General features: G+C 25.8%; 37 protein-coding genes and 2 pseudogenes. 10 read left to right on the top strand and 29 right to left on the bottom strand.

Translation table 4 applies throughout. The features are described from left to right. Positions 1-5: 5 nt before the first annotated feature. Positions 6-652, bottom strand: a pseudogene (locus tag I5Q57_RS09860) (IS3 family transposase). 187 nt (positions 653-839) lie between these two features. Between I5Q57_RS09860 and I5Q57_RS02765 the strand changes: the two are divergent. Further along, positions 840-1,751, top strand: coding sequence for a rod shape-determining protein (locus I5Q57_RS02765; RefSeq protein WP_369806567.1), 912 nt, complete (start codon positions 840-842; stop codon positions 1,749-1,751). Positions 1,752-1,845: 94 nt separating this feature from the next. Here I5Q57_RS02765 and I5Q57_RS02760 read toward each other — a convergent pair whose 3' ends face one another. The 7 genes from I5Q57_RS02760 to I5Q57_RS02730 form a co-directional block, all read right to left on the bottom strand. Continuing rightward, positions 1,846-2,586, bottom strand: coding sequence for a TatD family hydrolase (locus I5Q57_RS02760; protein ID WP_246534716.1), 741 nt, complete (start codon positions 2,584-2,586; stop codon positions 1,846-1,848). 12 nt (positions 2,587-2,598) lie between these two features. Beyond that, the gene (mnmE, locus tag I5Q57_RS02755) at positions 2,599-3,963 is read right to left on the bottom strand and encodes a tRNA uridine-5-carboxymethylaminomethyl(34) synthesis GTPase MnmE (RefSeq protein WP_215826703.1); all 1,365 of its coding nucleotides are present in this window, start codon (positions 3,961-3,963) and stop codon (positions 2,599-2,601) included. 49 nt (positions 3,964-4,012) lie between these two features. Beyond that, entirely contained in the window at positions 4,013-4,483 is a 471-nt protein-coding gene (locus I5Q57_RS02750) for a Jag family protein (protein ID WP_215826702.1), read from the bottom strand. A gap of 153 nt (positions 4,484-4,636) precedes the next feature. Beyond that, the gene (gene yidC / locus I5Q57_RS02745) at positions 4,637-5,695 is read right to left on the bottom strand and encodes a membrane protein insertase YidC (protein ID WP_215826701.1); all 1,059 of its coding nucleotides are present in this window, start codon (positions 5,693-5,695) and stop codon (positions 4,637-4,639) included. Positions 5,696-5,707: 12 nt separating this feature from the next. Then, positions 5,708-6,037 (bottom strand): ribonuclease P protein component, encoded by a 330-nt coding sequence (gene rnpA, locus I5Q57_RS02740; protein ID WP_215826700.1) that lies wholly within the window; start codon positions 6,035-6,037, stop codon positions 5,708-5,710. A 17-nt stretch (positions 6,038-6,054) separates the two neighbouring features. After that, positions 6,055-6,189, bottom strand: coding sequence for a 50S ribosomal protein L34 (rpmH, locus tag I5Q57_RS02735; protein ID WP_215826699.1), 135 nt, complete (start codon positions 6,187-6,189; stop codon positions 6,055-6,057). A gap of 316 nt (positions 6,190-6,505) precedes the next feature. Continuing rightward, positions 6,506-7,291, bottom strand: a complete 786-nt coding sequence (locus I5Q57_RS02730; protein WP_215826698.1) for a hypothetical protein — start codon at positions 7,289-7,291, stop codon at positions 6,506-6,508. A 54-nt stretch (positions 7,292-7,345) separates the two neighbouring features. Between I5Q57_RS02730 and I5Q57_RS02725 the strand changes: the two genes are divergently transcribed. From I5Q57_RS02725 to I5Q57_RS02705, 5 genes are all read left to right on the top strand, one after another. Then, on the top strand, positions 7,346-7,483 hold the full coding sequence (locus I5Q57_RS02725) for a helix-turn-helix domain-containing protein (protein ID WP_215826697.1): 138 nt from the start codon (positions 7,346-7,348) through the stop codon (positions 7,481-7,483). Continuing rightward, positions 7,419-7,622, top strand: a complete 204-nt coding sequence (locus I5Q57_RS02720; RefSeq protein ID WP_215826696.1) for a hypothetical protein — start codon at positions 7,419-7,421, stop codon at positions 7,620-7,622. The genes I5Q57_RS02725 and I5Q57_RS02720 overlap by 65 nt, the downstream gene beginning before the upstream one ends. 41 nt (positions 7,623-7,663) lie before the next feature. Next, positions 7,664-8,113: a hypothetical protein gene (locus I5Q57_RS02715; RefSeq protein WP_215826695.1), complete on the top strand. Its 450-nt coding sequence runs from the start codon at positions 7,664-7,666 to the stop codon at positions 8,111-8,113. Positions 8,114-8,241: 128 nt separating this feature from the next. Then, positions 8,242-8,388, top strand: coding sequence for a hypothetical protein (locus I5Q57_RS09300; RefSeq protein WP_246534715.1), 147 nt, complete (start codon positions 8,242-8,244; stop codon positions 8,386-8,388). A gap of 791 nt (positions 8,389-9,179) precedes the next feature. Beyond that, the gene (locus tag I5Q57_RS02705) at positions 9,180-9,503 is read left to right on the top strand and encodes a hypothetical protein (RefSeq protein WP_215826694.1); all 324 of its coding nucleotides are present in this window, start codon (positions 9,180-9,182) and stop codon (positions 9,501-9,503) included. A 254-nt stretch (positions 9,504-9,757) separates the two neighbouring features. Here I5Q57_RS02705 and I5Q57_RS02700 read toward each other — a convergent pair whose 3' ends face one another. Further along, complete coding sequence (locus tag I5Q57_RS02700) at positions 9,758-10,297, bottom strand: hypothetical protein (RefSeq protein ID WP_215826693.1); 540 nt, start codon at positions 10,295-10,297, stop codon at positions 9,758-9,760. After that, positions 10,298-10,504 (bottom strand): IS1/IS1595 family N-terminal zinc-binding domain-containing protein, encoded by a 207-nt coding sequence (locus tag I5Q57_RS02695; protein ID WP_215826692.1) that lies wholly within the window; start codon positions 10,502-10,504, stop codon positions 10,298-10,300. Positions 10,505-10,969: 465 nt separating this feature from the next. Between I5Q57_RS02695 and I5Q57_RS02690 the strand changes: the two genes are divergently transcribed. From I5Q57_RS02690 to I5Q57_RS09855, 3 genes are all read left to right on the top strand, one after another. Then, on the top strand, positions 10,970-11,716 hold the full coding sequence (locus I5Q57_RS02690; protein ID WP_215826691.1) for a Kelch repeat-containing protein: 747 nt from the start codon (positions 10,970-10,972) through the stop codon (positions 11,714-11,716). Beyond that, positions 11,703-12,455, top strand: a complete 753-nt coding sequence (locus I5Q57_RS02685) for a Kelch repeat-containing protein (RefSeq protein ID WP_215826690.1) — start codon at positions 11,703-11,705, stop codon at positions 12,453-12,455. The genes I5Q57_RS02690 and I5Q57_RS02685 overlap by 14 nt, the downstream gene beginning before the upstream one ends. A gap of 100 nt (positions 12,456-12,555) precedes the next feature. Continuing rightward, positions 12,556-12,651: a lipoprotein gene (locus I5Q57_RS09855; RefSeq protein ID WP_215826689.1), complete on the top strand. Its 96-nt coding sequence runs from the start codon at positions 12,556-12,558 to the stop codon at positions 12,649-12,651. A gap of 5 nt (positions 12,652-12,656) precedes the next feature. On the opposite strand, the gene I5Q57_RS02675 is transcribed toward I5Q57_RS09855, so the two are convergent. The 19 genes and pseudogenes from I5Q57_RS02675 to I5Q57_RS02590 all read right to left on the bottom strand — a co-directional run bounded on the left by I5Q57_RS02675 (position 12,657) and on the right by I5Q57_RS02590 (position 23,580). Continuing rightward, positions 12,657-13,739 carry an integrase core domain-containing protein gene (locus tag I5Q57_RS02675; protein WP_215826688.1) on the bottom strand — a complete coding sequence of 361 codons (1,083 nt, stop codon included), beginning with the start codon at positions 13,737-13,739 and terminating at the stop codon, positions 12,657-12,659. A gap of 74 nt (positions 13,740-13,813) precedes the next feature. Continuing rightward, complete coding sequence (locus I5Q57_RS02670; RefSeq protein WP_215826687.1) at positions 13,814-14,227, bottom strand: hypothetical protein; 414 nt, start codon at positions 14,225-14,227, stop codon at positions 13,814-13,816. 56 nt (positions 14,228-14,283) lie between these two features. Beyond that, positions 14,284-15,876, bottom strand: coding sequence for a hypothetical protein (locus I5Q57_RS02665; protein WP_215826686.1), 1,593 nt, complete (start codon positions 15,874-15,876; stop codon positions 14,284-14,286). A gap of 282 nt (positions 15,877-16,158) precedes the next feature. Continuing rightward, complete coding sequence (locus I5Q57_RS02660) at positions 16,159-16,542, bottom strand: hypothetical protein (protein WP_215826685.1); 384 nt, start codon at positions 16,540-16,542, stop codon at positions 16,159-16,161. A 26-nt stretch (positions 16,543-16,568) separates the two neighbouring features. Further along, the gene (locus tag I5Q57_RS02655; protein ID WP_215826684.1) at positions 16,569-16,823 is read right to left on the bottom strand and encodes a hypothetical protein; all 255 of its coding nucleotides are present in this window, start codon (positions 16,821-16,823) and stop codon (positions 16,569-16,571) included. A 10-nt stretch (positions 16,824-16,833) separates the two neighbouring features. After that, positions 16,834-17,160, bottom strand: a complete 327-nt coding sequence (locus I5Q57_RS02650) for a hypothetical protein (protein ID WP_215826683.1) — start codon at positions 17,158-17,160, stop codon at positions 16,834-16,836. A 313-nt stretch (positions 17,161-17,473) separates the two neighbouring features. Next, a complete protein-coding gene (locus tag I5Q57_RS02645) occupies positions 17,474-18,469 on the bottom strand; it encodes a hypothetical protein (RefSeq protein WP_215826682.1) in 996 nt (331 codons plus the stop codon). Between the two features lie 28 nt (positions 18,470-18,497). After that, positions 18,498-18,743 (bottom strand): hypothetical protein, encoded by a 246-nt coding sequence (locus I5Q57_RS02640; protein WP_215826180.1) that lies wholly within the window; start codon positions 18,741-18,743, stop codon positions 18,498-18,500. A 15-nt stretch (positions 18,744-18,758) separates the two neighbouring features. Continuing rightward, a complete protein-coding gene (locus I5Q57_RS02635; protein ID WP_215826681.1) occupies positions 18,759-18,989 on the bottom strand; it encodes a hypothetical protein in 231 nt (76 codons plus the stop codon). 164 nt (positions 18,990-19,153) lie between these two features. Then, a complete protein-coding gene (locus tag I5Q57_RS02630) occupies positions 19,154-19,366 on the bottom strand; it encodes a hypothetical protein (RefSeq protein ID WP_215826680.1) in 213 nt (70 codons plus the stop codon). 30 nt (positions 19,367-19,396) lie between these two features. Continuing rightward, the gene (locus I5Q57_RS02625; protein WP_215826679.1) at positions 19,397-19,591 is read right to left on the bottom strand and encodes a hypothetical protein; all 195 of its coding nucleotides are present in this window, start codon (positions 19,589-19,591) and stop codon (positions 19,397-19,399) included. A gap of 191 nt (positions 19,592-19,782) precedes the next feature. Next, positions 19,783-20,106 (bottom strand): hypothetical protein, encoded by a 324-nt coding sequence (locus I5Q57_RS02620; RefSeq protein ID WP_215826678.1) that lies wholly within the window; start codon positions 20,104-20,106, stop codon positions 19,783-19,785. 228 nt (positions 20,107-20,334) lie between these two features. Beyond that, positions 20,335-20,637 carry a hypothetical protein gene (locus I5Q57_RS02615; protein WP_215826677.1) on the bottom strand — a complete coding sequence of 101 codons (303 nt, stop codon included), beginning with the start codon at positions 20,635-20,637 and terminating at the stop codon, positions 20,335-20,337. Positions 20,638-20,660: 23 nt separating this feature from the next. Then, positions 20,661-21,122, bottom strand: coding sequence for a hypothetical protein (locus I5Q57_RS02610; RefSeq protein ID WP_215826676.1), 462 nt, complete (start codon positions 21,120-21,122; stop codon positions 20,661-20,663). 3 nt (positions 21,123-21,125) lie between these two features. After that, positions 21,126-21,461 (bottom strand): hypothetical protein, encoded by a 336-nt coding sequence (locus I5Q57_RS02605; protein ID WP_215826675.1) that lies wholly within the window; start codon positions 21,459-21,461, stop codon positions 21,126-21,128. A 3-nt stretch (positions 21,462-21,464) separates the two neighbouring features. Next, entirely contained in the window at positions 21,465-21,689 is a 225-nt protein-coding gene (locus I5Q57_RS02600; RefSeq protein ID WP_215826674.1) for a hypothetical protein, read from the bottom strand. A gap of 25 nt (positions 21,690-21,714) precedes the next feature. Further along, positions 21,715-21,843: a hypothetical protein gene (locus tag I5Q57_RS09605; protein ID WP_256444886.1), complete on the bottom strand. Its 129-nt coding sequence runs from the start codon at positions 21,841-21,843 to the stop codon at positions 21,715-21,717. Between the two features lie 12 nt (positions 21,844-21,855). Then, positions 21,856-22,092, bottom strand: a complete 237-nt coding sequence (locus I5Q57_RS02595) for a hypothetical protein (RefSeq protein ID WP_215826673.1) — start codon at positions 22,090-22,092, stop codon at positions 21,856-21,858. A gap of 402 nt (positions 22,093-22,494) precedes the next feature. Next, positions 22,495-23,580, bottom strand: a pseudogene (locus I5Q57_RS02590) (IS3 family transposase). Between the two features lie 54 nt (positions 23,581-23,634). On the opposite strand from I5Q57_RS02590, the gene I5Q57_RS02585 reads away from it, so the two are divergent. Next, the gene (locus I5Q57_RS02585; RefSeq protein WP_215826672.1) at positions 23,635-24,384 is read left to right on the top strand and encodes a hypothetical protein; all 750 of its coding nucleotides are present in this window, start codon (positions 23,635-23,637) and stop codon (positions 24,382-24,384) included. Positions 24,385-24,393: the final 9 nt, after the last annotated feature.

Below are 24,393 nucleotides of genomic sequence, written 5' to 3'. Positions count from 1 at the left end.
ATTTTTTATGTAGACTGTCATTTTCTAAATTCAACAGGCGTTAAATAATTTAGGCTGCCATGTACTCTAAGATTATTGTATCAATTAACAAAATCAAATAATTCGCATTTTAATTATGTTGAATTTTCAAATTTTTTACCCTTGATAAATTCCGCTTTAAAAGTTTTGTAAGTTGTTTCAGCCACAGCGTTGTTATAAGGACACCCCTATTGCTTAATGATCTTTTAATTTTAAAAGTGCTTAAAATTTCATCAATAATTTTATTTTATTTGAAAATCCACATAAATATGGTCCAACTTACTTGTAACCTCTCCATTTTTTTATTTGACACATTTTTAGCACGGAATATTTTTCTTTATTATTGTTAATATAATTCCTATTTTTTGCCAATTATCAGTGCTGCTTGATTTAAAATGTCATTTTCCATTCGTAATTGTTGGTTTTCTTTTCGCAAGTAAATTAATTCATTTTCTTTGACAGTGCGATTATCTTGCACTTTAAATGATCCAAAATTATTAAAATTTTCAATTCACTGATATATGGCTGATTTTGAAACCCCGTATTTTTTAATAATTTCAACAATGCTTTTTCCGTTTTGATAAAGCATGACAATTTGTTTTTTAAATTCATTTGAATATGAGTTTTTCCCCATTTTTATCTTCCTACTTTCTTAATAATTTTATTTTATTTGAAAGTCCACATAAATATGGTCCAACTTACTGTAACCTATCCATAGTTTCAAAGGAAAAAGGCAAAAACCTAAATATATTTCAATTGATTTAGGCACAGCAAATACATTAATTTATATTTTAGGAGAAGGCATTGTTTATAATTAACCTTTAATCATTGTATACAATATTAATTGTAATGAAATTATTGCAGTAGGCGAAGCTGCTAGAAAAATGGTAGGAAAAGGTAATAAAAATATTCGTGTTATCAAACCAATGACCAATGAGGTTATTAGTGATGTTAAAGCTACAGAAGCCCAATTACAATATATTTTTATGAATTTAAAAATTTTAAACCGTATTAATGATGCAGCATTATTATTGGCTCGTCCTTCAGCGGTTACTGATTTAGAAAATAAAGCTTTAAAACAAATTGGTCACAATTTAGGTGCTAAAAAAGTATTTATTGAAGAAGAAATAAAAATGGCGGCCATTGGGGGAGGCGTAAATATTAATAGTCCTCACGGACAACTAATTATTGATATGGGAGGCGGAACTACTGATATTGCCGTTATTGCATCTGGTAACATTGTATTATCTAAATCTATTAAAATTGTGGGAAACTATTTTAATAATGAAATTCAAAAATATGTTCGTACTCAATATGTAATTGAAATTGGTAGCACGACAGCAGAAAATATTAAAATTAAAATTGGTTCTTTAACACAATATGATGATGAAAATAATTTTAAAATTTATGGTCGGCACTATGTTAATGGTAGACCCCAAGCAGCAAAATTAAAACCAGAAGAAATTCGGCAAGTTTTACAACAAGCTATGCTACCAGTTATTGAAGTAATTACTCAAACATTAGAAATAACTCCAGCGGAACTATCTGGTGATATTTATAAAAATGGCATTACGATTTGTGGTGGTGGGACATTATTAAAAGGAATGGATAAATACATTACAGAAAAGTTAGAATTACCAAATAAAATTGGTGAATATCCTTTATTATCAGTTATTAATGGTACTAAAAAGTTTGAAACTGATATTTTTGAACAAACTCAAAATTCTTACTAAGATTTTTATAAAAAAATAAAATTACAAACATAAAAAAATGCTCTTATAAAATTTAAGAGCATTTTTTTATTTAATTCCTAAAATTCGTTTTGCATTATTTGTTGTTGTGATAATAACATCATTTAAGGATATTTTTTTTTAAACTTGCTAATTTTTTAGCAGTAAAAATAATATTTTTTGGATAATTTTTTGTTCCCCGATAAGGAACAGGTGTTAAATACGGAGCATCAGTTTCTAAAACAATTTTATTTAAGGGAAGATCTTTAGCAACTTGTTGCAAATCTTTAGCATTTTCAAAAGTAAGAATTCCTGAAAAAGAAATATAATATCCTAATTCAATAAACTTATTAGCAGTTTTTGTATTTGCTGAAAAGCAATGCATAATGCCAACAACATCATATTGTTTTAAAATTTCATAAGCATCATCAAAAGCATCACGAATGTGAACTAAAATTGGTAATTGATATTTTTTAGCTAATTTAATTTGTTTAATAAATCATTCTTTTTGTAAATTGCTACTATCTTGATTACGATAGTAATCTAATCCAATTTCACCAATAGCACAGACACTTCCTGTTTTAATTAGTTCTTCCAATTCATAAAGATGGTGTTCTTGATGATTACTAACATCGTTAGGATGAATGCCAACAGCTGCAAATACATCGGGTGAAGAAAATGCTTGGTCAACTGCTAATTTACTAGTTTTTAAATCATAACCAACATTACAAATTAAATTAACACCAATTAATTTCGCTTCTTCTAAAATATTATTTATATCTTCATCTTGATATGAATCTGAGACTAAATGACAATGCGTATCAAATAAACCATTCACTAATTAAGCTCCTTATTTACCTAGACAAAAGCGACTAAACATTTCGTCTAAGAGATTATCTTTAATTATTTTACCATTAATTTCTTGTAAATAATCTCACGCTTCTTGAAAATGAAGGATTACTAAATCTAACGGCACACTATTGTTTAAAGCTTGAATTGCTTCATCAATTGTCATTTTAATTTTATCTAATAACATTTGGTGATGGGTTGATGTCAAAATTAAATTATTATGATAATTAATTTTTTCTTGTAAAAACATCTCTTTAATTTTATCTATCAAGGGATTAAAATCATTGTTTAAAGCACTTATGGGCACTAAACTTAATGGCAAAAGCGAAGCAGATAGTTTTTGTTGTAAATCAACTTTATTAATGACAATAATACAATTTTTATCTTTAACTAGTTCTAGTAATAGCATATCATTATCATCTAAAATATTGCTACCATCAAGCATTAATAAAATTAACTGGGCTTTTTCTAAATACTGTTTTGATTTTTGAATTCCTAATTGTTCAATAATATCATTAGTATTTCTAATTCCTGCGGTATCAATTAAGTTTAAAGAAATATTATCAATATTTATTTTTCCGGTAACAATATCTCTAGTTGTTCCAGCAATTGTTGAAGTAATCGCGCGATTTTCTTTTAATAAAGCATTTAATAAAGTTGATTTCCCTACATTAGGTTTACCAATAATTACAGTATCAATGCCATCGTTAATAACCTGAGCAATTTTATTTTGTTTAGTAATGGTTAATAAATCACTATAAAGTTCATTTGTACGAGTTAAAACTAATTTTTGGGTTAATTTTTCAACGCCATCATATTCAGGATAATCAATATTAACACTAATATTAGCTATTAATTCTAATAATCTTGTTTCAAGTTCTTTTAATAATTTGCTATTATTACCATTTAAACTGTTCATTGCTAATGATAAAGCCTCATCATTAGGCGCATTAATTAAATCATTAACCGCTTGTGCTTGTAATAAATCAATTTTTCCATTTAAAAATGCTCTTTTTGTAAATTCTCCCGCAGTTGCTAACCGAATATTATCATTTTTCATAATTGTTAATAACAAATGAATAATTTTATTAACAATTAACATACTGCCGTGACAATTAATTTCAATAGTATCTTCACCAGTGAATGAACTACTTTTATAGTAGCAAACTAAAACTACTTCATCAATAATTATCTTTGTATTAGGATTAATAATCCTTCCGAAATATTTTTCTTTTGAAGCATTTAAAATATTTCTATTAAATACTTTATTAATAAGTGAAAATGTTTCTGGACCACTAACTCTAATAATAGCAATGGCTTGTTTAAGAGGAGCACTTGCTAAAGCAATAATCGTATCATTAATCATAAATATCACCAAATTTCTTTTTTAAAAATAAAAATCTAGACATTAACGACTAGATTTCACTGCTTTCAAGATATTTAATAACAATATTTCTTTTATTACCTGAACCCTGAGACTCACTAATAACCTTATCGAATTTTTTTAATTCATTATGAATAATTCTTCGCTGATTATTAGGCATTGGTAATAATGCCATATCATTTTTAGTAAACAATACTTTTTTAGCAGTGTTTTTTGCTAAATTAATTAAATTACTCTCTTGTCTTTGAAAATAGTCATTAACATCAACTTTAACAATATAATGACGATGGAACTTACTTGATAAATAACAGTTAGATAAATTTTGTAAAGAACTTAATACATAACCATTTTTACCAATTAATAACGCATTATTATCACAATTAATATTAACTTTAATCGTTTCATAGTTAATTTGTGAAATTTTAATTTCAATATCATTAAAGTCTAACTCTGTTAAAAGTCCTTGCAAAACAGCAACTAAATAGGTTTTAACATCACTCATATTATATTATTAAGGCAATCACTTGTTTTTTTAAAAATGTTTTAATTTCTTCTTTAATAATATAAAAATGGGGTTCATCTTGTTACTCAATAAAAGTTTTTAAATCTTCGCGTTTCTTAAATATTTTTTGTTCCATTTAATTCAACTCCAAATTTATTTTTTCTTTTTATACTTAGCATTCTTATTTATATAATGAAATAAAACTGTTTGTCCAATTTGCAATGCCCCAGAAAAAATTCAATATATCGCAACTCCTGAACCAATTGTAAAGACCAGTAACATAAACACCCCCGTCATAATTAACTGTGTAATTAATTGTTTATTTTGCGCTGCTTTTGATTCTTTAGTAAAAACTTTTTTCTTACCACGATTTAAATACATTGGTAATAACATTGAAATAATTTGAATTGGTAAATAAACAAAAACAATTGCTAAATATGCTCAGTCTCCTGATTTTAATCCTTCTCACGGTGTTACTGTAAAAGAAATTGCTCCAAAATCTTGTTCTTTCAAAATTCTCATTGAACGAACAACCATAAACATCGCATATAAAAATGGCATTGATAAAAATAAACTTGCAAATGATGCTAAAGGTTTAACCCCTTCTTTTTTATATAATCCCATTAATTCTAATTGCATTTTTTGTCTTGCTTGGGGATCAGTTGAACCTTTATATTTGGCTTGAATCTCGCCTTGTTTTAATTGAATTGCTTGCATTTTCTCCTGATTTTTTTGGGATTTTCAAGAAAAGGCTAAAGTAATTAATTTAATTATTAAAGCGGTAACAAACATTGCTCCAATTGCTGCCGCCGCTGTTGGTTCGGCAGCAATTCCGCCACTAAAACCTTTTAGTAATACTCATAATAATGCAGCAATTGGATAAACAAATAAACCAAAAAATGGTGATTTAGTAACTGTTCAAGCTTCACTTCAACTAGAAATACCATTAAAAGGTAATTCTTCTTCACCATTTATAAAATGTGTCTTATTGCCATCACCAGGGAAAAGTAATTCAAAATAAGTACCAAATATTGAACCCGCACCCGTAGTTTTTCCACTTGTTGATACATTAGGATCAAACATCTGTCCACAACCTCATAAAAAGGTAACAATAAAAAAGGTATAAATGAAAATTTTACCAAATTTTCAAACTTGTTTTCACCATGGAGTTTGTGGCTTATTAGGTGCAAATAAATATTTTTTATAGTCCATAATTTTTCTCCATTATTTAATAATTTTTTTTAATAAAATATCTAAAAGATTTTGATTTTTACTATATTCCTGTTTTAAATAAGGCGGTCTTACTAAAATAATAATATCCTTATTATTATTTTTTAAGCATCAAACCTTTTGTAACATTGAGCGAATTTGGCGACGAATCCGATTGCGATTAACAGCATTCGCATTTTTTTTACTAACTGATATTCCAAAACGACAATGATCTAATGAATTATTTGCATAATAAATAACAAATGAATTATTATGAATTTTTTGTTTTCCATTAATAATTCTTTGAAAATCATAATTCTTTTTTAAACGAAATTTCTTTTGCAAGGTGTATTTAAATCCTTTTATACTGTTAACTTAGCGCGTTGTTTTCTGCGTCGGTTTTGTAAAACTTTTCTTCCTGCAACTGTTGCCATTCTTGAACGAAAACCATGAACTTTTTTTGTCTTTTCTTTTGATGGTTGGTAGGTTCTTTTCATTGTCATTCTCCTCTTTAAAAATAAGTTACTGTTTTTAAACTAAAATAAAAAAATTTTAAAAAAGTAATTATAGTTCCAATTAATTTTACAGACATATCCTTATTAAGTCAAACTAAATAACACATAGATCGCGTTTAGTTTTCTTAGGTATTGCTTTGAAGAAATAAAACAATCAGCTAATTATATTATTTAATTACTAAATCAACCCGGCCTCTCTTGTTATTGTCATTTTTATTCGTTACCATTTTATCATATTATTGAATTTTTACACAATGAAAAATTATTAATTTTATTAAATTTTAACTAATATTTTTACTTACTTAAATCTATTATATTTATTTGTTACAGCATTACCTTTATAGTTAATTCAACTATCATCATTTTTATTATTATATTTATTTCATAATGAATTTTTATATATTTCTTTTCTGATTTTTATTTCTGAATTAATACTTTCATTAATGTAATGTAATACATTTAATTTGTTTAAATTCGCCATTCTTAAATGTAATAGGTTATTTAAATTCTTATGATTATATATTTTTGCCCCGCATCATAATTGTTGTTTTACTAAATGAGATACATCACTCTCAATGCTACAACCAATATTTAATTCTAAATTTGGATGATGATTGCCATGCTTATTATTACTGAAATAATTATTTGCCTTCCTTAAATTTGTTTTAATATCTTTATTTAATTCATTTTTAGCAATATTACGAATTTTTTTGATTAATTCTTGATCATTTCCATCCTTATATAATTTAATTCAACTATTTAATGCTACTTTGCGATTTTCAAAAATAATATTAAATGCCGTTTGTTTTAATTTTTTAATAGCATGATAACCATCTAAAATATATCTAACATTACCAAAACTATTGGCAATTTCTCTAATTCAAGCATCACCATCACCACAAACAATTATTTTGTCATAATTAATATTTACATAATGTTTTTGTAATTCTTTAATTAATAAATCACGATAATCCATTGTATTTATTCGTTTACCAACTTTTAACATTAAAAAATGACCTCGTTTGTTTTCTAATTCTCTATGAGCATGTTTGTATTTTGGATAGGTTACAATAAATTGGACCATATTTATGTGGAATTTCAAATAAAATAAAATTATTAAGAAAGTAGGAAGATAAAAATGGGGAAAAACTCATATTCAAATGAATTTAAAAAACAAATTGTCATGCTTTATCAAAACGGAAAAAGCATTGTTGAAATTATTAAAGAATACGGAATTTCAAAATCAGCCGTATATTCAGTGAATTGAAAATTTTAATAATTTTGGGTCATTTAAAGTGCAAGATAATCGCACTGTCGAAGAAAATGAATTAATTTACTTGCGAAAAGAAAACCAACAATTACGAATGGAAAATGACATTTTAAAGCAAGCAGCACTGATAATTGGCAAAAAATAGGAATTATTAACAATAATAAAGAAAAATATTCCGTACTAAAAATGTGTCAAATATTAAAAATAGCAAAATCAACATATTATTATCAAACTAATAATTGTGTTAAGTATGATGTTAATAATTATGAAGAAGAGGTTATCAGTGCATTTAATAAAAGTCGTAAAATTTATGGTGCTCATAAAATTAAAGCTGTTTTAATGAGAAAAGATATTATCTTATCACGTCGAAAAATCAGATTCCTTATGATCAAAAATAATTTGGTTTTCAAATACACCAAATTAAAATATCGTAATCATAAAACAATGGTTAATAATGACCAAATTAGTAATGTTTTAAATCGTCAATTTAATAACAAAAAACCTAATGAAGTTGTTGTTAGTGATTTAACATATGTGCAATTTGGAGGAAAATGACATTATATTTGTTTATTAATTGACTTGTTTAATCGAGAAATAATTGGCTATAGTGTCAGACCAAAAAAACCGCTGAACTAGTTCAACAAGCTTTTCATAAAATAACACGACCATTAAATAAAATAACTTTATTTCATACTGATCGTGGTAATGAGTTCAAAAATAAAATCATTGATGAAATTTTAATAACCTTTAATATTAAAAGATCATTGAGTGCGAAGGGTTGTCCTTATGACAATGCTGTGGCCGAAACAACTTACAAAACTTTTAAAACGGAATTTATCAAGGGTAAAAAATTTGAAAATTTAACACAATTAAAATGCGAATGGACGCATAAAGTTTTGTTAGATAGATAAAGATTTGAATAAGTATTAAGGCAGTCAGCAATGATTGTCTTTTTATTTTATAAGGTGTTAAAATTTGTTCTTTGAAAATTAAATACAAGTGAATTAATAATGTTGGTATGTATTAAAGCACGATAAATTGTGGGTGGTCGCCATAACCAAAAGAAGTTTACCAGTTGATAGATAACACCCTATTAGCTATAGCAATTTGTTTCATTTTGCAATAAAAAAATGAATGGGTGGATTTCCTAAAAATATACACGCTATTAAATTAGTTCCAAGGGTAGGACGCGGATATTAAAGTGTAGAAATTTCTATATAGGGGTATGTTAAGTTTAAAATTATTAAAATCTTTATCTAATTAAAAAAAAAATTTACTAACACAGCTTGTTAAACACTTAAATCTGCGATATTTAAGTGTTTAAAAAACTAAGTTAACTAACTTAGTTAATATATAACTTAGTTTATCTATAAGAAAGGTAATTTACTATTAAAAACATTGAAAACTGTAGAAACCATATACATATGACAAGATTTTGGTTTCTACAAACCTGTTTTTAATTAATAAATAAATACGAGCTCATTTATTTATTACAAGAAATATAAGGTTAAATTAATATTTATTATTTTTAGTTATACCTTGTATTTTTTTGTGCCTTGATAGTAATAAACTAAGTTAATTAGTAAACGAAGTTTACTAACAAATTTTGTTAAACATAAATGTTTAACAAAATAAATATTTAACTTAGTTATATTTAACTTATTTTAATATAACTAAATATATTTGTAAGGAAGGTATGTATGTGAGAAATACTGAAAATATTTTTTTAAATACTAAAAAATATATTTTAAAAGAAACACAAAACGCAATGCTTATTAAAGCACCAGAAATTCCGTGATTTAGTAATCCTATTGGTATTTGATTTTCAAAACGATTTGTTTATAAAGGCAAATATGAAAATTCTATTTGTATTGGAATAATTAGAAACGGTGAGTATCAGTTGGTTTCAGTTGATAAAAAAGAGCAGGAGTCTAATTTGATTATAGGGCCAGAATTGTTAAATTTTTTTATTGCCGAAAAAGAGAACGATAAAAAGGATGTAAGTTTTAATTATTTTAAAAATTAATTTTAAAGGTGTTTTAAGGTGCCTTAAGAATAAAGGTAAATAAAAAAAACATCTTGGTTGATGTTTATAGTGGCGAAGCGGTGCGGAAAGCGTATGCGCTCCGCCCGCTAGTTATGGATGAGTTGAGGTTATTTAACTAAGTTATTGCAATTTTTTTTAATTTTGTCGAAAACTCTTGATAAAATAAAAAAAAATCATCAACTTGATAATTTTAAAAGGCTTTTATGTAAAATTACTATTTTTACTTTAATTTTTTATACATTAAAATATAATACTACTGTTTGTTGGTTTGGAGTTAAAACCTTATGTTGGTATTTTCATTTTCAGAGATTTAAATAATTTTGAATATTAGTAAAACCTAAACCATGATAATGAATTAAGGCTTCTTTAAGACTAGATTGTAATTTACTGATTTTATTTAAGTTACGATAACTAGCTTCAGGATTAATTGTTGTTTTAGTTACACATAAAGTAGAATTTTTTTTGCGTTTGGTGTTTGTGGATTTAACATAAATATTGTTATTATTATCAACTGCCATTTGAATACAGCATTTAGTATTAGTTGCGAATGGGTCAAGGTGAATTCTTCGTGAATCAGTTTTATGTTTGAAATTTCCTTTATGAATTTCTTTAATAAATGTTTCATCAATTTGGATTTTACCAGATAATTTTTTAAATTTTAATTGGGTATTTTCTAATTGTTTTGATTTCATTAATTTTTGACGATTATATCAAGCAGTTTTTAATGTAGTTTTAATAAAACGAGAAATTGTTTTACTAGATTGCCCCAGCAATTAAATTTGAATCAATAAATTTCATTGTTCATAATTTAAATGACTTCAATAAATAAAATGATTACGAAAAGCGTCAAAACTTGCACGGCAATTTTTACATAAATATTTTTGTTTTCCTTCTGAATTATGTCCATTTTTAACGCAATGGTAAGATTCACATTTAGGGCATTTAAATACCTTGTGTTCTAAATTTTTGATCAATTTCATTTAAACGTTTTTGTTTATTAATTCTGCTTGTTGTTTGACTTTTTTATAAAATTCTAAAAATTGATCATCTGCTAAAGTATTTACTAGTTCTTGAATTATTTTTTCCATAATTATTAACCACCTCTATCATATTAAAAATATACCTAAAATTAGGTATATTCAATAAATATCAAGAGTTTTCTACAAAATTAAAAAGTTTTTCTAATTATTGAGTTTTTAGCTATTTATTTTTTCTTTTTTTTCCAATTTTTTTAAATTTTTCAACCTCAATGCTAAAAAATGTTTTGTGTGTAATATACCACAGACTTATGACAAGCACAAGAGGGTTTTTAAAAAAGGGATGATAAATTATAAAATAGTAGATTCCAAGGCAAAGAGACTGTAGATTAATTTTTGGAGAAAGGTTGTTGATTATTCGGTAAATTTTATTAATTAGTAAAAATTCACGCAAGGGATTTGATTAATATGAAAAAATTACTTAGTTTATTAAGTATAATAACAACTACAGGGACTATCCTACCGATGGTAATCGCAAATAAACCTTATGTAATAACAGTTTATGATAATATTAAATTAAAAACAAACGAATCAAAAATTGTTATTAATGGAAAAAATGATATGTTCACTGCTTCTGGTATAGTTTTAAATAATAAAATATATTTTGGATCCACTAATAATGGTAGAGTATATGAGTATGATCCACAAACACAAGAATCAAAAATTGTTATTAAAGCCGAAACTTCACAATGAAAACCACGAGCCGAATTTAAATCTCCAGGTGTAGTATTAAAAAATAAGCTATACTTTACATCCTATAATGGTAGAGTATATGAGTATGATCCACAAACACAAAAAATTGTTATTACAGCAAAAAGGTTTAGTGATAAATTCTATAATTCTAGTGTAGTATTAAATAATAAAATATATGCTCAAACAACAGGGATAAATCCTGATATATATGAATATGATCCAATAACAGGACAACAACAAAAAATAACCATAGGTGAGAATTGAAAGTGAGATTATATTACTTCTTTAAATAATAAGTTATATATTATTATGAATGATAAAGGTGAAGTATATGAGTATGATTCGGCAACACAAGAACAAAGATTATTTTTTAAATCAAAAGAATATATTACTTCTAAAATAGTAATTTTAAATAATAAAGTATATTTTCAAGCAGGCGCACTTGAAAATGCTCATATTTAATGAATATGATTTATTAACAAAACAAGAAACTGAAATAATATCACGACTTGGTTTCGAATTTAACGGTAATGCTTTAAAAAATAAACTTTATTTTAATACAAACGGAAAAACTATATATGATTATGATCCACAAACACAAAAATTAAATAATATTATTGTTGATAATGAAACTACTTTTATTTCTTCTGGGGTTATATTAAACGACAAAATATATTTTGGCACAACTAACGGTAAAATATATGAGTATGATCCCGCAACACAAAAATCAAAAATTGTTACTATTCTTGATAGTGCAATACATTCTTCTGGAATTGTATTAAATAATAAATTATATTTTGGTACATTTAGTCATGTATATGAATACAACCCAATAGTAGATGAAGCAAATGAAATTTTTGAAAAATGATATAAATTTTTAGCACATGATGAATTAAAAATTGAATTTAATTTTAATACTGTTAATAAAATTAGAATTCTTTTCGAAAAAAATAAAAAACAAGAGTTTATAAAAGAATTAAAAATAATAGTTAATAAAATACCAAAATCAGATCATTCTGGAGCTGGAGGCGCAATAACAAAAGAAGATGTAAATACAATCGCAAATATTGTCTGGCAACATTTTCCAGATTTTCATGAAACATTTGAAAATCTGACAAATTCTCAAAAAATCATTATAAAAACAAATACAATTGGTTACTGAGATGTCAACAACCCAAACAACAGTATTTATATAAATTAATACAAAGAAATAATATTGCTATTTAGTTTATGGAAACAATTTAAATTGTTTCTATTTTTAATTAAATTAACAAATTTTATAAAAAATAGAAAGGATATATATGAAAAAGATATTAAATCTTTTAAGAACAATCACTTTAATTGGAACAAGCACAACCAATTTAATTACTTGTAAAAAACAACAATTCAAAATATAAACAAATTATTTTATTAAAAGTTTTTGTAATGTTTGAAATGGTGATTTATTTTGTAATGCCGAATGACGGCGTTCAAAGTTGTAAAAATAATAATATTGATTTAAATAATGTTGGAGTTCGTTTTGATTTAATTTTTTGTCCTTAGCATAAAATAATTTGCTATAATGTTGGTGGAATCGTTCAATCTTTCCATTGCTCTGAGGAGAACGGATTGGTGTGATTTCGTGAACAATTCCGTTCCTAGAAAGAAAGGTTGTAAAAGGCCTTTCTTTTACTTTGTACGATTTTTTATTACTTCAATTAGTAGTAGTAAATTCAGGAGCATTATCAGTGCGGAGGCGTTTAATTATTATGCCAAGTTCACTAAAATCTTTTATTGCTCTTTGCGCGGCGTTAATGGCATTGTTAGCTCCTAAACTATCATAAACATAACCAAATACTATGCGTGTTATTTCGTCAATGAAATCATAAATATAATATTTTTTATCAACCGGAAAATTTGATGTGGTAATAATTTTGGCATCCATTTGTAAAAGAACAATCTCAGAAACTTCATAACGCTTAAAATGGCGTTTTGTTTGTTTGATTTGTTGTTTTAATTCTTTTCAGCGAGGGTCAGATTTAATTCAACGATAAAAAGTTTTGATATTTTTTGGAATTTTTGAATTTTTAATATCGTGAAAACCGATTTTTAAATTATTAAATAAAGACCACATTCCGCCAGCTTGAAGATTTTTGTAATCAAAATATAAATCACATACTTTTTCACGAGAATTTAAACTATATTGATAATTAAGATTTTGTGGTTTTGTACTTTTAAACAATAATAAATCTAAATTGTCAGAATAATAAGCCGTCATAATTTTTTGTGCTCAACGATAAAATGTTTTCGTTGCGTTCTTAAAATATTTTTTAATAAGTTTTGTTAAAGTAGTTTCTTCAATATAGAAATAAGTACATAAATTTAAATAGGCAGTAATGCGTTTTTTAGTTTTATAGTAATAAGGATTACGGCAATTAGCACTTAATCAACTTTGTACTTTTGCTTTTAAATCTGCTAAATCAGCTTGAGAAATAATATATTTCATTTTTTTAAACTCCTTAAATTAAGAAAACCGTATTACAAAAATACGATTTTCAAACATTTTTATTAAATTACTAATTAATGAGGCATTTCCGCCGAGAATGAAGTTATATAATGTTTAAAATCGTGTAGTTTATCCACTAATCCAATTGTAATTTTTACATTGACAATTTCTGATATAGTATAAATATCTGTTTTAAATCCACTATCAGGAGTATTAAAAGATTGTAATGTTCCATTTTTTTTATAAAAATTAAACGCAGAAATTCAGTTTTTATAACCAAACAAACGAAATCGGTTGGGATATTCAAGCTCAACATCACTAGGTCAGGTAAAACCGCTTTCACTTATATCTAATCAATAATCACCATGATGAATTAATTTAGTTTTTTTCAAACTGGGAAATTGCAGTTTTTTTTCAAAAACACTAGAACTACATCCAAAAATAAACATTATACAAACTGAATTTAAAGCTGATAAAAATTTTCGCATAACAAAAAAACCCTCCTTTCAAAGGAATTATATTATATAAAAGCATTAGAAATATTTTAATAAAACTTTTTTAATATCATTAATAAAATCGCCAAAGGCACTATAAATTCAAATAACATTTGAAACGCCGGGATGACTTCAAATACTGGAAAGGCGATTTTGGTAAAATTAATCGTTGTTTTGGCAATATCCCCAAGGGGGCGAATTAAAAGATTAATCCCAGAAAGACCAAGTAATCAATTTAAGACACTAACAGAAGCGTGCTGAATACCACAAGATATGGCACTAAATAAACCTCAATAAGAACAGTTGGGTGTTGGAATTAAATCATCCACATTACCGCTTATGCCGCCACCAATAAAAGCCGTTGAATTCAAAATGTTAAAATCGTATAAAGAATAATGATATTCAGTGCTTTCATTTTTCTTTTTATATAGCGGGAAAGTCAGTGTAAAAATATTAATTCCATACATTACATCGACTTTAGCGTTATAAAAATGCAGTTTATCACTAGTAGCGTTTCATAATTGGTTATCATATGCTTTTAACACATTAAAATCTATTTGATAAGAACTTCTTTTACCAGTATTAAAATCATTGGCAATTTGTTTATCTTTAACAAAGAAATAGGAACGAAAAATCATATTCTTACTATTTTCCGTTGTTGAACCAAAGTTAATTAAATACTGTTTGGGATAAAAAGTAATTAAGGAACGATAGAAAAAACCCATTTGTAAAACATTTTTAGGAATTTGTTGCATCCCTTTGTAATCTAATTCTACATAAGTAGAGGCGTCCATATCAACACTGGCATAAAAGAATTGTACAAAAAACTCACCTAAAACTTTATAAAGTTTATTAAATAAATCATTAATGAAATCAATAGTTAAATCTTTTTGGTAATAAAGCATAAAATCTTTAAAATCAGTTTTTAATTTGTCATCATAGCGTAAAAAATGGAAAGTATTACCATAATAATTAATTTGCCCAAAAAAGGTATTAATAAAATTTATTCCAAAACTTGTTTGCGAGCCAGATTTTCAAAGCGATTTACCATTTTCTAAAAACTCATTATAACCCACAATACTACCATGCTCAGTTTTTATAGTAATAACATCACCGAAACTAGAAAAGGAAAGTTCTATAAAAATAACTTTTTCCATCATATCAGGTTTAGGATATAAATTTTTGCGACTTAAATTAAATTTACTATTTTGTTTAAAACCATTTAATTCAATTGACATTTCACTCATATATTTAAAATTATCATCAAAGAAATTAAAAATTGGCACTCAATATAAATAACTATAATTAAATTTATCAAAATCTCGGCGTTGTATCATTAAATAATCAAGTTTATCTTGAAACTGATTATACTGATATTCACCATCATTTTTAGTTATTACTGTTGGTAATAATTGCTCGTTATCTTTTTCAAGTAAAGGAGGCATTTCGGCATAGAATGAAGTTAAATAATGTTTAAAATCGTGTAGTTTATCCACTAATCCAATTGTAATTTTTACATTGACAATTTCTGATATAGTATAAATATCTGTTTTAAATCCACTACCAGGAGTATTAAAAGATTGTAATGTTCCATTTTTTTTATAAAAATTAAACGCAGAAATTCAGTTTTTATAACCAAACAAACGAAATCGGTTTGGATATTCAAGCTCAACATCACTAGACTAGGTCAGGTAAAACCGCTTTCACTTATATCTAATCAATAATCACCATGATGAATTAATTTAGTGTTTTTTAAACTAGCAAACTTTAAATTACAACTATTACCACATTGACCGGGATTTGTAGCTCGTTTTTCTCGCTTTATAAAGGATTGTTCCATATTAGGTTTTGATGGTTGTTTTGTATCAAAGAACGCCCCTAGCGGTACCAAACTAATAAACATTATAATAAATCAAGAAATAATCTTATGCATTTCATCACGCCTTAAAACTATTTTTTATCACTTTAAAAGCATCAGAAAATTTATACTGTTGATGTTGTGGACATTCACAATTAGCAACTTGCATTTGATGCTTTCTAAAAACTTTATTAAAGTAATAACCCCTAATAAATAACTTAATAGCAGTTATTAACAAATAAACCATTAATAATCAAAAATACACTTTAAGAAATACATTTTGAAAATCAAATAATATAAAATCTTTAAAAAACTCATCTGTGTTAGTTCTAATTCTTGTTAAAAATACTCAAATTATAACCATAACAGTATGAAATATAATAAAAAAATGTATAAAACCTAAAATGCTTTTAAATCATTTAATGCTTAATATTTTCTTTAACTTTTTCATTTTTTAACTCCTTTTAAAATATTTTTTTATTCAGTAGGTCCTCTTAAAATTAAATATATTGTTGATAAAATACAAATCGTTCCTAAAATTTGGAAAATCGGATGTTGGGAAAATAACCTTATCATTGGTTTAAACAAATCTAAAATTTTAATATTACTTGATAGAACTTTATTAAAATATTCTAAACCCTCACGCACATAGGCTCATAAACCTAAAAAGTCATTTAAAGCAAAAATAGAAAAAACAGAAACAAGAATAAATAACATTATTAATTTAAACATTTTCTAAAAACTACCTTTTTATTCGCCGTCCGTGTTGGTTAACTCACGGTCTGTTTTTAGAACTATTACCACTAAATTTCTTAATTGGACTACTAGATGATTGTTTCTTAGTTCCTCAATTAGCAACTGATTTTCGATATTTTTTACGAAAACCAACTTTTGGTCGTTCAATATGAATACCTAAAATGCCACCAATCACAAGATTTATCACAAGTATAATTAGCGGAAAAATAATAATGCGAATATCTGTTCCCGGAATGGTTAAAGTTCAAATTAAATCAAAAACTTTATAAAACATATCGCCAATCAAACTAGCCATTTTTTCTAAGTTTTCCATTTTTTATTGTTCCTTTCATAGAGTAAAATAATGTTGTGGTTGATTGCGTTTTTAGTAGCGACAATATTAGAAAGGAGCTGAAATATGATAAATAGTCCAACCGCAGAAGAAGCTTTCTTTAAAATTTTTAAAAGGCGCCTGAACTCTTGTATATAATATATTTGAGTTTTTATTTGGTTTTGCACCAATAGCAATTTTTTTCTGAATTATGATTGTTATTGGAATTGTGCTGATAATGAAACAAAAATATTAAATAAAACTTAATTTAATTTAATTAATGTCTAAATAATAATTATCGCTACTAAAAACGGGGTTAACCGTTATTTTTCTTCTTCAGATTATTTTTTAACTTAGTAAGTATTTTGCTAAATTTTTCCATTTTTAAATATTCTAATGCTTCAATATCCATTACATTATCATTTCAAAATTTATGTTGATAATTATCATTCAAAGCACGATTACTTAATTCACGCAAGAATGATAAATATTTATTATCATAAAGATTTAAAATTGACATTGGAATTTTCAATTTAAAGAAATAAATATCTAATTCCGGAATGCTACGATACTTGATTTTGCGACCTTTTTTATCATTTTTAGCATTTATTAAAGTTAATCGTCATTGTTCGTTTTCGCTCGCCATTTTTAAAGTGCCATAAATAACTTGTAAATAAGGACGAAAGATACTAACCGGTTTTTTTCTAATACCAACAATTATTGAATTCGCAATATCACGAACTTTAACTCATATATGTTCGGATCGTTGTCCGCTTGCTAATACAATATGGGTAAATTGCCGTGCTGAAGCAAAATATTCTTGTAAACCTTGAGTTACTCTATCATTTTCTTTATAGTCAGTTCCTTCTAAAAATAAGTTAGTTTCATCTCATAACAGCAAATGCTTTTCTTCTAATATCGGATAATTATAATCCAATAAAGACATATGTCCTAATGAAAGCATTTGTTTATTGGTAATCGGAGAAGTAGAAATCATTTTTCAATCGCTTAATAAGTAAGGAGCTAAAACCATTAAAGCGTTTTTCCCAGTCCCTAAGGCACCAATTATTAAATTTAAGGGTGAATTTAATAAGAAATTAATAAAACTAAGACGAGCAAAGAAATGAGAAATTTTAGTATATAAAATATACAAAGCAATTAGTAAGTAAATAACATCAAATAACATTCTTCAACTTTGAGGATTATAATAATGCAAAATCGCGCCATAGAATCACGCAATAATAAATAAAGCGCGATTTAAAGCGACAAAATCATATAATCTTAAATTTATTTTTTTGAATAATAGCACCACTTAAATCACACTTTCTTTATTTTTATTACTATCTGCCAGGCATTAATTTTTCAAACATTTTGAAAGCGATTAAAAATAAACCAATAATCACGCCAAGCAAGAAAACTCAATATGTAGCAAAAAAATTAACGACATTTGGCATATTACCACCAATAATATCAGTCCAAATATTACCAAATGCTTTAATTAATGCTTTTCATAAGTTAGTAACCGCTTGTTCACCAGTAATTGCTACTGGTGGTGTTGTTGCTCCATCAAGAAAAATTCTAAACATATAATCACCCCCTTTCTAAACAAAATATGATTTAACCTTATAAAATAAAATAAACATAAATAAGACGATGAATACTAATACCATTCAAAACGCAATATTTGCTATTAAAAGTCAAGGTAGTTCTTTGGTTAAATCAATTTCTTTACCAGAAACTCACGCCGGAATAGTTGTAATTTGGATAAATAAATCTCAAAAATACAATTTTGTCATTTCTCAATCTAAATCTTTTCAAGCAACTAAAAACATAATAATTACCGCTTAAAAGGTCAAAAGAGTAGAAAAATAATGGCTGAAAACAGCATTACAATTATTAAAATTGAAAACAAAAATACAACTTGGGGTGGTAAATCGGCAGTTGGATAAATTAATTCAATTAACTCAATAATTATTTTTTTAAACATTTTCTAAACCTACTTTTTAATTTCTTTTTCATCTTGTTCTAACAAATTTCGTTTAAACTTTGCAATAAATATTCGTTGTGAATAAGTAAAATCTTTTGGTAGCTGTTTTGCTTCACTACCATATTTCTTTTTATCTTTAAAAAACCGATAAATATTAACAGCAATATAGTATGCTAGTAATAATGTTAAAATCGTAAAAAATACTAATCCAAATATATTCATCTTCCTTTTCTCCTTAATTTTTTAATTAATTTATTTTTTTAAACAATTATGTTCAACAAAATCAACACAAAGTCAATTATCACCAACTAAATCAGTTCTAACAGAATCAACTGTAGATTTATAAGCTCAAATTTTTTGTTCTAATCCAGTTTTTTTATTAATAGAATATATAAACTCTCGACAATAATTTTTAGGTGGTTCATCCACGCTAACTCACATTGTCATTTCTAAAACTCCAAAACTATTTTTTACTACACGAAATCAAAAAAATGCAATAACTTAGTTAAATAACTCAACTCATCCATAACTAGCGGGCGGAGCATACGCTTTCCGCACCGCTTCGCCACTATAAACATCAACCAAGATGTTTTTTTTATTTACCTCTATTCTTAAGGCACCTTAAAACACCTTTAAAATTAATTTTTAAAATAATTAAAACTTACATCCTTTTTATCGTTCTCTTTTTCAACAATAAAAAAATTTAACAATTCTTGTCCTATAATCAAATTAGACTCCTGCTCTTTCTTATTAACTGAAACCAACTGATACTCACCATTTCTAATTATTCCAATACAAATAGAATTTTCATATTTGCCTTTATAAACAAATCGTTTTGAAAATCAAATACCAATAGGATTACTAAATCACGGAATTTCTGGTGCTTTAATAAGAATTGCGTTTTGTGTTTCTTTTAAAAGATATTTTTTAGTATTTAAAAAAATATTTTCAATATTTCTCACATACATACCATCCTTACAAATATATTTAGTTATATTAAACTAAGTTAAATATTTATTTTTTTAAACATTTATGTTTAACAAAATTTGTTAGTAAACTTCGTTTACTAATTAACTTAGTTTATTATTATCAAGGCACAAAAAAATATAAGGCATAATTAAAAATAATAAGTGTTAATTTAACCTTATATTTTTTTGCAATAAATAAATGAGCTCATATTTATTTATTAATTAACAGCAAGTTTGTAGAAACCAAAATCTTGTCATATTTATATGGTTTCTACTAAAAAATGTTTTGCGGGTGGTCTTATTTGGATAATAACGATTGTGTAATTTTCCCTCAATTAAAATAATATTGTGTTCTTTTAATTTTAAGAATTCTTTTTGCAACTTTTCTTCATAAATAGAGAGCATTGTGTAGTTAAGACTCGCTCAACTAACTTGAACATTACCAACTTTAACAACAACACTACTAATAGCTATTTTTTGTTTAAATTCTGTGATTTTGGGAATATCTTTTAAAATAACTGTCAAATTTACAAAATTAACATAGTCAATTACTTTATTTTATTTTTTTTGTTTTTAGTGCTTTTAACATTTTGTTTTACCTCATTACCTAAAAAGTATTGAATATGTTTTCACGCATCGTGCTCGTGTTTGGTAAGTTTTAAATTTCCTTTGTAAAAAAATCCTTTATTTTTAGAAGGCTCTTGTCTAAGAAAGTGTCAATGATATTTAAACCTTAAAAGACTGCTTATTGCTCCAATAAGTTCTGAGGTTTCTAAAGGATTGGTAATCGTTCTACCTTTAGTTAAGAAAAAATTTTCAATAATAAACAATGGCTTAAAATTTTCTATTCTTTTAAAATTATCAAATAATTTTTTGATTTTAAAAATTGCTTGTTCAACGCTTTCAGAAATTATTGTTTCGTTAAATTCAATGCATGAATTTTCAAAATTCCAAAGAACAATACCAGTAGAACCGATTCCTACGGGGTCGATACCAATTATATAATTCATAAACTAAATACTTACCTTATGACAACCACATTTTTTGTTGAGTAATCGGAAGCGGCGAACCACGCCTCAATAAAGATTTAGAAATATTATATTTTTCTCCTTATCCTTATGTGTTGTTAGCAAAGAAAATGAGTACATTTTTCTTGTGGCACACAGCAATTTTGATAATCATAAGTTTTTTTTAGTTCTCCGCTTACAATAATTTTCTATTCTTTTAAACTCACATTGCAATGATTTTTCTTTCAATTGACAATTAATTGCTTTTAACGCTGTAATTAATTCTTTATAAGAATATTTTTGGCGTAACGCTTTAAGTCAATAAAAATGTTTGTTTTCCATTAATTAATCTTCCTCAATTATTTCTTTATAAATAATTCATTTCCGCGGACGAATGGCTTTTTTCTTGTAATAAATTACAGTTTTTAATGAGTGGACTTTTCTTTCAAAATTAAGATCATTGCGCGAAAGCCCATAATAGCGTTCTACAATTTCGGCAATACTATCATAAACACCGACTAACTCATTGGTTTCACAATAATATATAACATAACAATATTTTTTAGCCATTTCGTACTTGTTCAAGATTTAATAACTAATTTAAATCAGTTTCTTTTAGTCATTCGGGAATAATATAATTAAAATTAATATCTTTATCAAGTTCAGATTTTTTAATATTTTCTAAAAATTTTTGTCGATTTTTAATTTTAACTTCTTCATACAAATTAATAATTTCTTACCCCTTAATGGTTGTAATTTTCTGTGTACCGTTGGTATCACACTTAATAACTTCATAATCATTTTCTGTAAAAATACCGATCACCATATGATTTGCATATTTAATTGATGGGTATACTAGTTTGCGAGGAACTCAAGAACCGCCGCCAATATTGGGAATTGATAGTAAAATCGCATTTGTTGTTTCAGCAACAATATATTTTTTATTTAAAAATAAATTTTTTAAGTTAGTCATTATTTATTAACTCCTCATATCAATAATTTTTTATTTTTTGTAAAAAAATAATATATATCCTTCCTTATATGCAATTTCCTAGTTAGCTAACTAGGTGCGAGAAATGCTCGAAATTACCAAAAAGCATTTTTAGGTACACCTAAAAAGTGTTCTCATATTTACAACACAATTTTTAGATAGAATTTAGTTTTTTGTTTGAACAAGTTAATAAAGTTAGTTTAATTTTATTAATTAAAATACCGCCTTTAAAAAATTATTGTTAAGAGGGAGGAGTACTCTTGCTGGTCTAAAATGGTTACCTTACACACATAATATAAACCAATCTCCAATATTTATCGAAGTGCATATTTTGTTTTACAAAAGAACAAAAAAGACGATAATTATCGTCTTTTTATTATTTCACTACCTCTTTGTTATACGCCCCACAGGCGTTAAATAATTTAGGCTGCCGTGAATTCGAATGTTGTTATATCAATTAACAAAATCAAATAATTCGCATTTTAATTGTGTTAAATTTTCAAATTTTTTACTCTTGATAAATCCCGTTTTAAAAGTTTTGTAAGTTGTTTCAGCCATAGTATTGTCATAAGGACAACCCTTCGCACTCAATGATCTTTTAATATTAAAGGTTAGTAAAATTTTATCAATGATTTTATTTTTGAACGCATTACCACGATCAGTATGAAATAAAGTTATTTTATTTAATGGTCGTGTTATTTTATGAAAAGCTTGTTGAACTAGTTCAGCGGTTTTGTTTGGTATGGCGCTATAGCCAATTATTTATCGATTAAACAAGTCAATTAATAAACAAATATAATGTCATTTTCCTCCAACTTGCACATATGTTAAATCACTAACAACAACTTCATTAGGTTTTTTGTTATTAAATTGACGATTTAAAACATTACTAATCTGGTCGTTATTAACCATTGTTTTATGATTGCGATATTTTAATTTGGTGTATTTAGAAACCAAATTATTTTTGATCATAAGGAATCTGATTTTTCGACGTGATAAGATAATATCTTTTCTCATTAAAACAGCTTTAATTTTACGACTTTTATTAAATGCACTGATAACTTCTTCTTCATAATTATTAACATCATACTTAACACAATTATTAGTTTGATAATAATATGTTGATTTTGCTATTTTTAATATTTGACACATTTTTAGCACGGAATATTTTTCTTTATTATTGTTAATAATGCTTATTTTTTGACAATTATCGGTGCTGCTCGCTTTAAAATGTCATTTTACATTCGTAATTGTTGGTTTTCTTTTCGCAAGTAAATTAATTCATTTTCTTCGACAGTGCGATTATCTTGCACTTTAAATGACCCAAAATTATTAAAATTTTCAATTCACTGAATATACGGCTGATTTTGAAACTACGTATTCTTTAATAATTTCAACAATGCTTTTTCCGTTTTGATAAAGCATGACAATTTGTTTTTTAAATTCATTTGAATATGAGTTTTTCCCCATTTTTATCTTCCTACTTTCTTAATAATTTTATTTTATTTGAAAGTCCACATAAATATGGTCCAACTTATTGTAACCTATCCACGAGGTCATTTTTTAATATTAAAAGTTGGTAAACGAATAAATACGATGGATTATCGTGATTTATTAATTAAAGAATTACAAAAACATTATGTAAATATTAATTATGACAAAATAATTGTTTGTGGTGATGGTGATGCTTCAATTAGAGAAATTGCCAATAGTTTTGGTAATGTTAGATATATTTTAGATGGTTGTCACGCTATTAAAAAATTAAAACAAACGGCATTTAATATTATTTTTGAAAATCGCAAAGTAGCATTAAATAGTTGAATTAAATTATATAAGGATGGCAATCATCAAGAATTAATCGAAACCATTCGTAATATTGCTAAAAATGAATTAAATAAAGATATTAAAATAAATTTAAGGAAGGCGAGTAATTATTTCAGTAATAATAAGCATGGCATTCATCATCAAAATTTAGAATGAAATATTGGTTGTAGCATTGAAAGTGATGTATCTCATTTAGTAAAACAACAATTAGGATATGGGGCGAAAATATATAATCATAAGAATTTAAATAACCTATTACATTTAAGAATGGCAAATTTAAACAAATTAAATGTATTACATTATATTAATGAAAGTATTAATTCAGAAATAAAAATCAGAAAACAAATATATAAAAATTCATTATGAAATAAATATAATAATAAAAATGATGATAGTTGAATTAACTATAAAGATAATGCTGTAACAAATAAATATAATAGATTTAAGTAAGTAAAAATA

It is taken from the genome of Spiroplasma endosymbiont of 'Nebria riversi' (assembly GCF_018831625.1).
Taxonomy (GTDB): Bacteria; Bacillota_I; Bacilli_A; order Mycoplasmatales; family Nriv7; genus Nriv7.
This window is presented reverse-complemented; position numbering and strand designations above follow the sequence as displayed.